The following is a 12921-nucleotide window of genomic DNA, read 5'->3' on the forward strand; positions in this document are numbered from 1 at the left end:
GGTGGACAGGGTCTCATGAACGAGACATCGTCAGTTCGACGAGGTCGGGCGCTGGCTCGGCCCCCTCAAGAACATCCCGGCGGAGGCGAGACCGCGTATCGGGAGACGGGATTTTCAATCGCCGGGTGCGACATCGTCCTCGGCATCCCCCGACGCATAGTGGCGCACGACCCAGGACCGGAACAGCGCGACGGCAGGATCGACCATGTCGTCGGGATGGACGGTAAGATAGTAGCCGAAGCCGCTGGGGCTGGCCGTTTGCGGGGAGAGAGCGACAAGGCGGCCGTCGGCAAACTCGGCCGCGAACATGTCGGGATCGACCAGCGTGATGCCACCGCCGGCTATGGCATGTTGCACGGCAAGCGCCTCGGTTTCGAAGGCAAGGCCACGCGCGGCGCCGAGATCGATGCCGCAATGGCGGGCGTGGATCGACCAGAAGATATCAAAGGGCTCACCTTCCAGCTTGACGTGCAGCAGTTCGTTGGCGCGTAGAAAATCGGCAAGGCCAAGCCCCTGCGCCCGCGCGGCAAGCCACGGCGCGCAGGCTGGCGTCTGGTTGATCATCCAGAGCGGATCGCGGATGACGTCGCCAAGGTGAGGACGGTCGAAAACGACCGCGATGTCGACGCTGCGTCCTGCCGGCAGGCCAATGCCATTGCTGCTTGATATGTCGATCGGCACGTCGGGAAAGGCGCGGCGGAACTCGGCAATCAGGGACAGTCCCGCGACATGCAGGAAGGTCGGCGGCATGTGAACCTTGAGGATGCGGCCGCTGGGACCGGGTTCGCGCCTCAGCATTTTCAGCGTTTCTTCCATGCGGTCGAAGGATCCTGTCACCACCGGCAGCAGGGCTGCGCCGGCGGCGGTGAGTGACATGCCCTGCGCGCGTCGTTCCAGCAGCCGGCAGCCGAGATATTCCTCCAGCCGACCGACATGCCGGCTGAGCGCGCTCTGCGAAATATGCAACGCCGCGGCCGCGCCGGTGAAGCTGAGCCGTCCACCGACCGCCTCGAAGGCGCGCAGCGCGTTCAGCGGCAACCAGACCCGGCCGCCCCTCTGGTCATCAGTAGTCTCGGCCGCCGGCACGGTGCCGGCCGCATCGGCGGAAGGAAGCGTCGAACCCTTGCTTCCTTTTTTACTCATTGTCCGTCTCCGCCTTGTCGCGGTTTGCCCGCATTCGATAGGGTCATCTAAAAACGCAATTTGAACAGTTCCAGCCTGGGTGCCATGGTGACCCAAAAGGAAAACAGCCATGCTCGATCTGGAGAGAATCCGCGACCTCGTCAACCAGCGCCGGCCCGGCCATACGTTGCCGCGGGACCTCTATAACAGTCCCGAGGCGTTCAAGTTCGATCTCGACGCCATATTCGGCCAATCGTGGATCCTGGCGGGATTCACCTGCGAGATCCCGCGGCCGCGCGGCTATCTCGCCGTCAGCGTTGGCGGCTCCCCCGTGGTTATCACGCGCGACGGTGAAGGCGTCTATCGTGCCTTCCACAATTCCTGCCGTCACCGTGGAGCGCAGGTTTGCGCCGAGGGGGCGGGCGGACGGGCGCGCCTGACCTGCCCCTATCACCAGTGGGTGTATGATCTCGACGGCAGGCTGGTCCATGCCCGCATGCCGGAAACCTTCGAGCGGGCCGAGCACGGGCTGCGGCCAGTGCATCTCGAGAATGTAGCCGGCGCGCTGTTCGTCTGCCTCGCCGAGACGCCGCCTTCCTTCGCGCGCTTCCGCGCCGATCTCGAGCCGCTGCTTGCCCCGCACAGGCTGGAGGAGGCCAAGATCGCCTTCCAGAATACGCTGGTCGAGCGCGGCAACTGGAAGCTTGTGATGGAGAATGCGCGTGAGTGCTACCATTGCGGCGTCAGCCATCCCGAACTGTGCCTGACCTTCCCCATCGCGGCCAGCGTCGACGGGCATTTCGCGGTCGCGGAGGATCCGCACTATGCGGCCTTCGCCGCCCGGGTCGAGGAAGCCGGGCTCGGCATGGGCCCGTTCGTCGGTCCATGGTGGCAGGTCGAGCGCTTTCCGCTCAACAAGGGGCATGTCGGGCTCACCATCGACGGCGCGCTTGCATGCAGGAAGCCGATGGTCGAGGGCGCCGGCGACATCGGCTCACTGCGCTGGGCCATCGAGCCGCACGGTTTCTGCCATTCGACCGCCGACACCACGGTCTATTTCAGCGCCATGCCGACGGCGGCGGGAGAGACGGTGGTGACCTGCAAATGGCTGGTACACAAGGACGCGGTGGAGGGCGTCGACTACGACATCGAGCATCTCACCGCCTTGTGGAACGTGACCAATCTCCAGGACCGGGACCTGGTGGAGGTCAATCAGCGCGGCGTGAACTCGGTGGGATATGTACCCGGGCCCTACAGCCTGCCCGACGAAGCCTATGTCCAGCGCTTCGTCGACTGGTACTGCGACAAGGCCATGGACTATATCGCGGCGCGCACGGGCGTGGACGCAAGGCCAATCGAACTGCGCGGCGTGATCTCCGGCGCCGTCGAGAGCAACCTCACGCCGGCCCCGGATTTGCAAGCAAGCGCCGGTCGAGATTCGCTGGAGAAAAACGGCGCGCTGGCCTCGGATTAAGCTGAACGACCACGCTGCTCCACGCCCGCATGGCGGTGCATGCCGGTCATCGTGCCCCATGCTGGAGAATTCCGATGTTCCCGACATCGCCAAGGTGTTAGGAATTGGTGGAGTTGCGAGGGATGCGACCGGTGAGGATACGGCGGAAACGATGGGATTGGTGGGTTGCGCTGGCCGCGACCTGCGTCCTGATGTTTCAGCTGACGACGGGTGCGCTCGCCTTTGATCCGGAGGCCAACGCCTTCCAGCTGGACGCGTTCGGCAATCCGCTGTGCCTCAACGGCATCGACCATTCCGGACCAGGCCAGGGCGACAGCGGCCATTCAAAGCAGCCGGGGTGCTGCCTGGCGGGATGCTGCCTGTCATCAGCGGCCCTCATGCCACCGCCGGACATCGCGTCGCTGCCGCTCAAGATGGCGGCGTCTTCGCAAGTCGTCATTCCCCTTCGGCCGACCCTTTTCTTTTCGGATCGCGGCTACGTTCCGGGCAATCCCCGGGCGCCCCCTTTGATGGGCTGAGCCCCCCTCCAGACGCAAAGCGTCTGGAGACCATCCTAAAACCATCCACGGACATGTTCGGCGCGTAGCGATTTGCGGCAGGTCAGCTCAAGCGATCCTCGCTGGAGCCCCCGCGCCGCCCGCGAGCCGGCAAGTCCGGAAAAAACAATGCAGGTGATCGGCCTGCGCCCATCCTGAAAGGAATTCCCATGTCCAGAACCGCTCTTGCCTCCACCATCGCCATCGCCGCCGTCATCGCTGTTACCGGCGAGGCTTTCGCCCATGCGCAGCTAAAATCGGCCGTTCCGCCGGTGGGCGGCTCCGTCACCGCTTCGCCTTCCGTCATCGATCTCACCTTCTCGGAAAATCTGAACTTCAAGTTCTCCGGCATCAAGGTCACCGGCCCCGACAAGAAGGCGGTGAAGATGGGCGAGGGGATGCTGATGGACAGCGACACCACGCTGATGGTTCCCGTTACCGGAACACTGGCTGACGGCAGCTACAAGGTCGACTGGCACGCCCTGTCGGCCGATGGCCACAAGACCCATGGCAGCTACAATTTCACCGTGAAGTCCAAGTGACTGTTGACGCCGCCCTTTCCGGCTGCCGGTTCCTGCACTTTGCGTCCGCGATGCTCCTGTGGGGAGCTTTTGCCTTCCTGCGGACGCTGGTGCCCTCGGATCTCGCTGCCGGCATAGGGCGGCGTCTGCGATGGCTGTGGATCGTTGCGGCCGCGATAGCGGTTGCAACGATCGCCGCCGGTTTGCCCCTGGAAGCCGCGATGATCGGCGACGGCTGGGCCGACGCTTTCGATCCGGTGACGCTGCGGGCGGTGTTGTTCGAGACGACGGTCGGTCATGCCTGGCTGGGGCAGGCCTTCGCGGCGCTGCTTCTGCTGGCGGCATTCGCGGCACCCGAGCGGATGCGAATGGCAGCCGTTGCACTGGCGGCGGGTCTGGCCACGGCCAGCGCGGCGCTGACCGGACATGCGGTGATGCAGGCCGGCTGGACCGGCATCGCGCATCGCCTCAACGATGCCTGCCATATCCTCGCCGGCGGCGCCTGGCTTGGCGCGCTCGTGCCGTTGCTGATGGTGCACAGGGCATTCGACCGGCCGGAAAGCCGGCGGCAGGCGGGAACGGCGCTGAGGAAATTCTCATTCGCCGGGCATTTCGCCGTGGCTGTCGTGCTGCTGTCCGGCGTGGCCAACACGATGCTGGTGCTCGGCCGCTGGCCGACGCAATGGTCGTCACCCTATCAGGCGATGCTTGCCGCCAAGATCGCTGTCGTGGCTGTCATGACCGGCCTTGCCATCGTCAATCGATACCATTTCGTTCCGAGACTGGCTGGGCTTCCAGACGATAGCATGCGCGCCATCCGGCTGGTCACGATCGCCGAGATCGTGCTGGGCGTGGTGGTTGTCGGGCTGGTCTCGGTGTTCGGGATGCTGGAACCGGCATGAGCGGCGCGGGCGCTAGAGCAGAATCTGATCATTCCGGCTCATATCCTGTTGCGGCGAAGTAGTTGGCGCACTCGGTTGGTGTGAAGCAAGGCAGTGCGGCGCTGATGGTATCCCACAATTCCGCGACGGTTCGTGCGGCGGCTTTGCGTAGAATCGATTTCAGCTTGGAAAAGGCGTTCTCGATCGGGTTGAAGTCGGGGGAATAGGGCGGGAGGAACATCATCCTTGCGCCGGTTGCTTCGATCGCCACACGGGCGGCTGCGCTTTTGTGCGCCGGCAGGTTGTCGAGGATCACGACATCGTCGGGCCGCAGCGTCGGCACGAGAACCTGCTCGACATAGGCGACAAACCATTCGCCAGTCATCGGGCCGTCCAGGACCATTGGCGCGGTCATGCCAGTGAGGCGCAGGGCGCCGGTGAACGTCGTCGTCTTCCAATGGCCATGCGGGATTGGCGATCGGCACCGCATCCCGCGCTTCGTGCGCCCCCGCAGTCGAGCCATCTTTGTCGAGGCTCCGGTCTCGTCGATGAAGACCAGATGCTCGGGATCAAGATCGGGCTGGGCGTCGAACCAGGCGTTTCGTCGCGCCGCCACGTCTGGCCGCTCCTGCTCGCTGGCGTGCGCCGTTTTTTTTGAAGGTCATGGAGTGACGATCGAGAAACCGCCAGATCGTGCTCGTCGCAAACGACGCGCCATGCTCCTGTCGCAGCAACTCGGCGAGTTCGACCAGCGTGATGTCCACCCGCCTCTCGATCGCCGCCAGGATGATGTCGCGATACGCTTCAACGCGGTGGGACCGCCTGTCGCCGCCCTGCGGCTTTGCGCAGGTGGCTCCGGTCTCGCGCCATTCCCGGACCCAACGCACCGAGCTTGCCGCCGCCACGCCAAATCGCGCCGCTGCCGCCCGTCGCGACAGGCCGCCATCAACCGCTGCGACCACCCGAGCCCGCAAATCTTCCGATAAGGATTTCGCCATGCCATGCCGGCCTCCGAATCCAGCAGATATGCTGAATCAGATTTCCAATCCCAACGAAACCCCTATCGATTCTATCCGCTCGGATTTTGCTCTAGCAGGCTGTTGGAGAACCTCTATGGAGATACAATTATGCTCTGTGGCAGATTGAAAATTTTCTACTATGCATTGTGGACGCGTATGGCGGCTTCCAATGGGATTTCGACGGCGTGCGAGAGTTCGATGAGCGGCGCCATTGCGCGCGTCGGAGGGCGGAGCGCCCAGTGCTGGCGCTGCGGCGGCAAGGCGAGAAACGCCAAGTCGATACTATTCGGATCCGTACGCCACCGCTCCGAAGTTTCTCCCGGTGCCCGACTTCAGACAGGCTCTCGCCCACGCAGCCGAATGATTTTGCGCCGTTTGGACAGGGTAGAGTCAACCGGAAATCCAGTTCTCAGTCTGTTGCTGACATCGCTGAAGACAGCGGTTATCTTCCATGAAACTCTAGCGCCAAGCAGTTCAGATAATGCCAGTGATTTCGGATACCAATATCCTAAGCGACGCAGTGGCTAGCGGTATCGTTCTTATTGTCCTCACCTCGGCCACATTCTACTGCGTTCATGTACTTCTGAAAGCATGGAGAACAGGTTCCATTCGGTCAAGAACTGGGCTCGTTCTCCGAAGCTCAGACGTTCTGATTTTCCGGCGCCTAGTTGGCGCTACCGCCTTCGCGGTTGCTTTACTTACACTTTGCCTTTTTGCTGTCACTGCCGAATTTATGCGGCATACGTTCGGCATCAGCGCGCTACTCTGGGGAGTGGCACTCGTTGTCTTGACCCTCTTTTTTATGGCGGCTTTCGCCGCCAAGTTTAGTCGATAAGCTTGGTCTACGTGGGCTTGATGCCGCCGGGCTCATCGCTTCGCCGACCCTTTGGACCCGCGAGCGCCATCACGCCCGCCACGAGCATCAGCGCCAGCATGGCAAACGTCATCAGGCTGGGCACGTGGAAGAAGATGCCGCTCCAGCCAGGGGAGATGATGTTCGCCGTGTTGAAGGCTTCGCCGCTGAACCGGCACATCACGAATGATGCCTGGTTGCGGACCATGTCGGCGTCTATGTCGGAGATCAGCGCCTGCACGGCGTCCTTCTGGTCGCCCATCTCCTGCATGTAGACGAGCAGCGCTTGTGCCGCCGACAGGTAGGCATGGCCGCATTCGTTGAAGGGGCTTTCCTCGTCGCGCAGGCTGCCGGGCACCAGGCCCCACAGGCAGTAGCTGTACTGGATATTGCCGTAGTTCATCAGCCGCCTGAATGTCAGGTCGGTCCGTTGCTGGCGCGCGGCGAGGTCGAGGATCCTGCCGCGATAGTCGGCGATGACAGCCATCTGGCCGTGGGTGAGGCTGGGGATCGGGATGCCGCTGGTCGGTCCGCCGATGCTGACGCTGTGGGCACCGGCGGGAGCGGCCAGGGCGAAAAGCAGAACGGCGCCCACGAGGGACGCCGCCGCAAGGCGCACAGAACTTGTGGCGCGCCGGATCATGCGGCTAGCGCATGGCCGGCCGTTTGGAGACCGGGCGGGTAAGCTGGCCGCCGTAGCTGCGTTCGACCACGGCGCCGAAGACGAGGCCGATGGTGGTCCACAGCACGACGTGGATGCCGAGCGAGGCGACGCGGAAGCGCCAGAGCAGGTCAGCCGAGAACTTTTCCGGCACTTCGTTGATGGGCGGCAGCGCGTACTGGACGAGGGCGATGAAGATGATGAAGGCCGCCCCGGCGATGATCGTCGCGTTCCAGGCGCCATATTGCGCCCACAGCCGTCGCGCCAGCGCCACGGCGGCGACCTGCGCCGCGATGGAAACCACCAGCATGACGAAGAACAGCTCCGTGCGCGCGCCGATCGTATCGGGATTGCCGACGGAGGGCGGATTGGCCGGATATTTGATGTAGGGCACCAGGACGATGGCAACGAAGCCGGCCAGCGCCAGAAGGACGGCGGTGCCGCGCGGACCGAAATTGCTGACGCGGCCATAGGTATAGGCGAACACCAGCGAGAACAGCCCGCCGACCGCCGCGCCATAGACCAGCACCCCGGTCAACAGGCCAAGGCCTGCCTGTGTCGAACGGCTGACGATTTCGGGTTCGGGCACTTCGCCCGCGGCCTGGGCGTTTGCCTCCTCGAAGGCGATGGCGCGGTCGACCTGCGGCTCGCCATAGATCCTGGCGAAGCCGAATGCGAGAATGCCGGCGAAGATGCCGACCAGCATCCCGCGAAGAAGAAGATTTCCAACCATGACCGTTGTCCCCACGGCATGACCGTGCCGCCCTTGGGCAGGGATCATGCGTTTGCTGCATTTTCATTGCATTGCAAGACCGTAACGCGCCCCTGAGGGACGCGCGGCCTAAAGCACTATGTCAATTGCCCGAAGCGCGCGCTTGCGGGCGCGATGCATCAGTGACAGGGGAAGCCAAGCAGATGGCGGCCATCATGCACGAATTCGTGCACACCCATGCCGGAGATCAGCGAGGTCGCGCCTTGCTCGGCGCCGATGAAATAGATCGCCAGCATCAGCAGAAGACCGCCGAAGATCGCCCACGGCAAAAGTTCTTTCAAAGGGATCGGCACCGGACCGTAGGTGGGTGCGAAAGTAGCGTTGGACATATGGACCTCTCCTGGGATGCTGCGTCCCGTTCATCGACCTCAGCTACGGGAGAAGGCCTGACTTTCAGCAAGAATATTGCCGATCACAGTGGCGCGACCGTGCCGGATTTACACCGGCTTCCAAACCCGTATCGTTGAAGACAATATCCACCGGATCGATAGCCGTCAACGAATTGTGGCTGGCCATGACCGATTGTGTATATGGCGCGGCTTGCCGGGCCGTGGGCAATCGTCCGGCCACAAGGAAAGCGCTTCTCATGCTCGTACGCCTCACCATGATCCGCAGCGGGGCAACGCCCGCGACGCGCAAGGGGGCGTTTGCGCTTGATGAGCCGCTGGAGCCGCGCGCCCACGAGTTGGCGGCGGCTGTGGGGGCGAGGTTGCGCCGTGCCGACCGCGTGCTGACGAGCCCGACGCCGCGGGCCCGGCAGACGGCCGAGGCGATGTCGCTGCAAGCATCCGTCGAACCTCTTCTGGCGGAGCAGGACCATGGACGCTGGGCCGGCAAGAGCCTTGAAGCGGTGCATGCCGATGATCCCCAGGGCATAGCGGCCTGGCTTGCCGACCCCGATGCCGCCCCGCATGGCGGCGAATCGCTGGCGGATGTGTCGCGCCGGGCTTCGACGTTCATGGATCGCCTGATGGCGGAGCGCGGCCACACCATCGTGGTGACGCATGCCAGCGTCATTCGCGCGGCAATAGTCCATGTCCTAGGCGCGCCACTTGCCGCCTGCCGCAGGATCGACATCGAGCCGCTGGGCGTCACCGAGTTCTCCAGCGACGGACGCCGCTGGATGCTCAGGATCACCAGGTCGGAGAAGGCCGATTGAGCGTGTGATAGGCACGTCTTAGAAAGCGGCGTGACAAACAACACTTGAAGGCGTATATTGACATAAAGATGTCTTTATGTGACTTGGGTTCGCGTGTCGCCCCAAGGATAAAAAATGTCGCAGAATTCCGCATCGCTGGACGATCTCCTGGGCCCTGTCGCGGCCAAGCCCGACGGTTCGGAGGTGCTTGCGGCGCTGACCGCGGCGGCGCGCGAACGTATCCTCGTCCTTGACGGCGCCATGGGCACGCAGATCCAGGGGCTCGGCTTCGACGAGGATCATTTCCGGGGCGAGGCCTTCGCCGGCTGCGCCTGCCACCAGCAGGGCAACAATGACCTGTTGATCCTGACGCAGCCCAAGGCGATCGAGGACATCCACTATCAATACGCCATCGCCGGCGCCGACATCCTGGAGACGAACACCTTCTCCTCTACTACAATCGCCCAGGCCGATTATGGCATGGAGGATGCCGTCTACGCGCTGAACCGCGACGGTGCGCGGCTGGTGCGGCGGGCGGCGGTGAGGGCGCAGCAGCAGGACGGCAAGCGCCGGTTCGTCGCCGGCGCGCTGGGGCCGACCAACCGCACCGCGTCGATGTCGCCGGATGTCAACAATCCCGGCTATCGCGCTGTAACCTTTGATGATCTGCGCCTTGCCTATGGCGAGCAGCTGCGTGGGTTGATCGATGGCGGCGCCGACATCATCCTGATCGAAACCATCTTCGACACGCTGAACGCCAAGGCGGCGACCTTCGCTTGCAACGAGATCTTCATCGAGAAGGGCGTGCGCCTGCCGGTGATGATTTCGGGCACCATCACCGACCTGTCGGGACGCACGCTGTCGGGCCAGACGCCGACGGCCTTCTGGCATTCGGTGCGCCATGCCAGCCCGTTCACCATCGGCCTCAACTGCGCGCTTGGCGCCAATGCCATGCGCGCGCATCTGGCCGAGATTTCCGGCGTCGCCGACACGTTCACCTGCGCCTATCCGAATGCCGGCCTGCCCAATGAATTCGGCAGGTATGACGAGAGCCCGGAATTCATGGCCGCGCAGATCGAGGATTTTGCACGGGAAGGGCTGGTCAATGTCGTCGGCGGCTGCTGCGGCTCGACGCCTGATCATATCAGGGCGATTGCCGAGGCCGTGAAAAAGTATCCGCCGCGCGCGATCCCCGAGATCGAACGCAAGATGCGGCTGTCCGGGCTGGAGCCGTTCACGCTGACCGACGAGATTCCCTTCGTCAATGTCGGTGAGCGCACCAATGTCACGGGATCGGCCAAGTTCAGGAAACTGATCACCGCGGGCGACTATGTTCCGGCGCTTGATGTGGCGCGCGACCAGGTCGCCAATGGAGCCCAGATCATCGACATCAACATGGACGAGGGCCTGATCGATTCCAAGAAAGCGATGGTCGAGTATCTCAACCTGATCGCCGCCGAGCCGGACATCGCCCGTGTTCCCGTGATGGTCGACAGTTCGAAATGGGAGATCATCGAGGCCGGCCTGAAATGCGTGCAGGGCAAGCCGCTGGTCAATTCCATCTCGATGAAGGAAGGCGAGGAAGCGTTCCTGCATCACGCCAGGCTGGTGCGGGCTTATGGCGCCGCCGTGGTCGTCATGGCCTTCGACGAGGCCGGCCAGGCCGACACCAGGGCGCGCAAGGTCGAGATCTGCACCCGCGCCTACAAGCTCCTGACCGAACAGGCCGGCTTCCCGCCGGAAGATATCGTCTTCGACCCCAATGTCTTCGCGGTCGCCACCGGCATCGAGGAGCACGACAATTACGGCGTCGACTTCATCGAAGCGACGGGCGAAATCACCTCGACGCTGCCGCACGTCCATATTTCCGGCGGCGTGTCGAACCTGTCCTTCTCGTTTCGCGGCAACGAGCCGGTGCGCGAGGCCATGCATGCGGTGTTCCTCTACCATGCCATCCAGCGCGGCATGGACATGGGCATCGTCAATGCCGGGCAGCTTGCCGTCTACGACACGATCGAGCCGGAGCTGCGCGAGGCCTGCGAGGATGTCGTGCTCAACCGCGCGCCAAGGGCCGGCGGCACCGCCACCGAACGCTTGTTGGAGATCGCCGAGCGCTTCAAGGGCACGGCCGGCAAGGAAGCGCGGGAGCGCGATCTCGCCTGGCGCGAATGGACGGTCGAACAACGCATTTCCCATGCGCTGGTCAACGGCATCACCGAATTCATCGACGCCGACACCGAGGAGGCGCGGCTGGCTGCCGAGCGCCCGCTGCATGTCATCGAAGGCCCGCTGATGGCCGGCATGAATGTCGTTGGCGACCTTTTTGGCGCGGGAAAGATGTTGCCGCAAGTGGTGAAGTCAGCGCGCGTGATGAAGCAGGCGGTCGCCGGACTGCTGCCGCACATGGAGGCCGAGAAGCTGGCCAACGCCGCCAAGGGCATCGACAATGGCGAGCGCCAGACGGCCGGAAAAATCCTGATGGCGACGGTGAAGGGCGATGTCCACGACATCGGCAAGAACATCGTCGGCGTCGTGCTGGCCTGCAACAATTACGAGATCATCGATCTCGGCGTCATGGTGCCGGCGGCAAAAATCCTGCAGACGGCGCGCGACAAACAAGTCGACATTATCGGCCTGTCTGGCCTGATCACGCCGTCGCTGGACGAGATGGTGCACATGGCCGCCGAGATGGAGCGCGAGGGGTTCGACATTCCGCTGCTGATCGGCGGGGCAACGACCAGCCGCGTGCACACGGCGGTGAAGATCCATCCGCGCTACTCCAGTGGGCAGACTGTCTATGTCAACGATGCCAGCCGGGCGGTGGGCGTGGTGTCCGCTTTGCTGTCCAACGATGCCAAGGCCGAGTATGTCGATGGGGTGAGGGCCGAATACAAGAAGGTCGCCGACGCGCATGCCCGCTCCGAGGCCGACAAGCAGCGGCTGCCGCTGGCGAAGGCGAGGGCCAACGCGCACAAGATCGACTGGTCGGGTTACGAGCCAACGAAACCGTCTTTCACCGGCGTCAGGGCGTTCGAAAACTGGGACCTCACCGAGCTCTCGCGCTATATCGACTGGACGCCGTTCTTCCAGACCTGGGAGCTGAAGGGGCGCTATCCGAAAATCCTGGAGGACGAGGCGCAAGGTGCCGCCGCGCGCCAGTTCGAGGATGCGCAGGCGATGCTGAAGAAGATCATCGCCGAAAAGTGGTTCGCGCCGCGCGGCGTCATCGGCTTCTGGCCGGCCAATGCGGTGGGCGACGACATCAGGCTGTTCACTGACGAGGCGCGATCGCAGGAGTTGGCGACCTTCTTCACGCTGCGCCAGCAACTGACCAAGCGCGACGGCAAGGCCAATGTCGCGCTGTCGGATTTCGTCGCACCCGCCGACAGCGGCAAGCCCGACTATATCGGCGGCTTCATCGTCACCGCCGGCATCGAGGAGGTGGCGATTGCCGAGCGGTTCGAGCGGGCCAATGACGACTATTCCTCGATCATGGTCAAGGCGCTGGCCGACCGCTTTGCTGAAGCCTTCGCCGAGCGCATGCACGAGAAGGTGCGCAGGGAATTCTGGGGCTATGCAGCCGATGAGACGCTGGCGCCCGACGAACTGATCGGCGAACCCTATCGCGGCATCCGCCCGGCGCCCGGCTATCCCGCGCAGCCCGACCATACGGAAAAGAAAACGCTGTTCCAGCTGCTGGATGGCGAGCGCAATGCGGGCGTGAGCCTGACCGAGAGCTATGCGATGTGGCCGGGCTCGTCGGTCTCCGGCATCTATCTTGCGCATCCCGAAAGCTACTATTTCGGCGTCGCCAAGGTCGAGCGCGACCAGGTCGAGGATTATGCCGGTCGCAAGGGCATGCCGCTGGCCGAGGTGGAGCGCTGGCTCGGGCCGATCCTCAACTATGTGCCCCAGAATTATGCCGAGGCGGCGGAGTAGGGGCG

Annotated in this window: 11 protein-coding genes and 1 riboswitch; of the genes, 6 read left to right on the plus strand and 5 right to left on the minus strand. The window is 63.6% G+C overall.

Features of this window, described 5'->3' with window-relative positions; translation table 11 throughout:
• Nucleotides 1-114 precede the first annotated feature (114 nt).
• Nucleotides 115-1143, minus strand: coding sequence for a LysR family transcriptional regulator (locus LGH82_RS29740; protein ID WP_227346094.1), 1029 nt, complete (start codon nt 1141-1143; stop codon nt 115-117).
• A 109-nt stretch (nt 1144-1252) separates the two neighbouring features.
• Between LGH82_RS29740 and LGH82_RS29745 the strand changes: the two genes are divergently transcribed.
• From LGH82_RS29745 to copD, 4 genes are all read left to right on the plus strand, one after another.
• Entirely contained in the window at nt 1253-2596 is a 1344-nt protein-coding gene (locus tag LGH82_RS29745; protein ID WP_227346095.1) for an aromatic ring-hydroxylating oxygenase subunit alpha, read from the plus strand.
• Between the two features lie 191 nt (nt 2597-2787).
• Nucleotides 2788-3114, plus strand: a complete 327-nt coding sequence (locus LGH82_RS29750) for a DUF2946 family protein (RefSeq protein WP_227346096.1) — start codon at nt 2788-2790, stop codon at nt 3112-3114.
• A 188-nt stretch (nt 3115-3302) separates the two neighbouring features.
• Nucleotides 3303-3674, plus strand: a complete 372-nt coding sequence (gene copC / locus LGH82_RS29755) for a copper homeostasis periplasmic binding protein CopC (RefSeq protein WP_227346097.1) — start codon at nt 3303-3305, stop codon at nt 3672-3674.
• Nucleotides 3671-4555, plus strand: a complete 885-nt coding sequence (gene copD / locus LGH82_RS29760; protein WP_227346098.1) for a copper homeostasis membrane protein CopD — start codon at nt 3671-3673, stop codon at nt 4553-4555. Before copC ends, copD begins: the two co-directional genes overlap by 4 nt.
• Nucleotides 4556-4583: 28 nt before the next feature.
• Here copD and LGH82_RS29765 read toward each other — a convergent pair.
• From LGH82_RS29765 to LGH82_RS29780, 4 genes are all read right to left on the minus strand, one after another.
• Nucleotides 4584-5532 (minus strand): IS630 family transposase gene (locus LGH82_RS29765; RefSeq protein ID WP_227343924.1). Its coding sequence is split into 2 segments (ribosomal slippage): nt 4584-5190 and nt 5189-5532, totalling 951 coding nucleotides; the frame shifts between segments, so codons are not numbered across the junction.
• An 863-nt stretch (nt 5533-6395) separates the two neighbouring features.
• On the minus strand, nt 6396-7001 hold the full coding sequence (locus LGH82_RS29770) for a hypothetical protein (RefSeq protein ID WP_227346099.1): 606 nt from the start codon (nt 6999-7001) through the stop codon (nt 6396-6398).
• Nucleotides 7002-7053: 52 nt separating this feature from the next.
• On the minus strand, nt 7054-7800 hold the full coding sequence (locus LGH82_RS29775) for a CbtA family protein (RefSeq protein WP_227346100.1): 747 nt from the start codon (nt 7798-7800) through the stop codon (nt 7054-7056).
• Nucleotides 7801-7958: 158 nt separating this feature from the next.
• Nucleotides 7959-8168 carry a CbtB domain-containing protein gene (locus LGH82_RS29780; protein WP_227346101.1) on the minus strand — a complete coding sequence of 70 codons (210 nt, stop codon included), beginning with the start codon at nt 8166-8168 and terminating at the stop codon, nt 7959-7961.
• A 44-nt stretch (nt 8169-8212) separates the two neighbouring features.
• A riboswitch (adenosylcobalamin (AdoCbl) riboswitch) is annotated at nt 8213-8299 on the minus strand.
• Nucleotides 8300-8425: 126 nt separating this feature from the next.
• Between LGH82_RS29780 and LGH82_RS29785 the strand changes: the two genes are divergently transcribed.
• Nucleotides 8426-8998, plus strand: coding sequence for a histidine phosphatase family protein (locus tag LGH82_RS29785; protein ID WP_227346102.1), 573 nt, complete (start codon nt 8426-8428; stop codon nt 8996-8998).
• Between the two features lie 114 nt (nt 8999-9112).
• Nucleotides 9113-12916, plus strand: coding sequence for a methionine synthase (metH, locus tag LGH82_RS29790; RefSeq protein ID WP_227346103.1), 3804 nt, complete (start codon nt 9113-9115; stop codon nt 12914-12916).
• Nucleotides 12917-12921: the final 5 nt, after the last annotated feature.

The sequence above is a fragment of the Mesorhizobium sp. PAMC28654 genome (assembly GCF_020616515.1).
GTDB lineage: Bacteria > Pseudomonadota > Alphaproteobacteria > Rhizobiales > Rhizobiaceae > Mesorhizobium.

What these genes read in the sequence shown, in the direction of transcription:
- LGH82_RS29740 (WP_227346094.1), bottom strand. Translation starts at nt 1,143, where the DNA reads ATGAGTAAAAAAGGAAGCAAGGGTTCGACGCTTCCTTCCGCCGATGCG.
- LGH82_RS29750 (WP_227346096.1), top strand. Translation starts at nt 2,788, where the DNA reads ATGTTTCAGCTGACGACGGGTGCGCTCGCCTTTGATCCGGAGGCCAAC.
- LGH82_RS29785 (WP_227346102.1), top strand. Translation starts at nt 8,426, where the DNA reads ATGCTCGTACGCCTCACCATGATCCGCAGCGGGGCAACGCCCGCGACG.
- LGH82_RS29745 (WP_227346095.1), top strand. Translation starts at nt 1,253, where the DNA reads ATGCTCGATCTGGAGAGAATCCGCGACCTCGTCAACCAGCGCCGGCCC.
- metH (WP_227346103.1), top strand. Translation starts at nt 9,113, where the DNA reads ATGTCGCAGAATTCCGCATCGCTGGACGATCTCCTGGGCCCTGTCGCG.
- LGH82_RS29780 (WP_227346101.1), bottom strand. Translation starts at nt 8,168, where the DNA reads ATGTCCAACGCTACTTTCGCACCCACCTACGGTCCGGTGCCGATCCCT.
- LGH82_RS29775 (WP_227346100.1), bottom strand. Translation starts at nt 7,800, where the DNA reads ATGGTTGGAAATCTTCTTCTTCGCGGGATGCTGGTCGGCATCTTCGCC.
- copC (WP_227346097.1), top strand. Translation starts at nt 3,303, where the DNA reads ATGTCCAGAACCGCTCTTGCCTCCACCATCGCCATCGCCGCCGTCATC.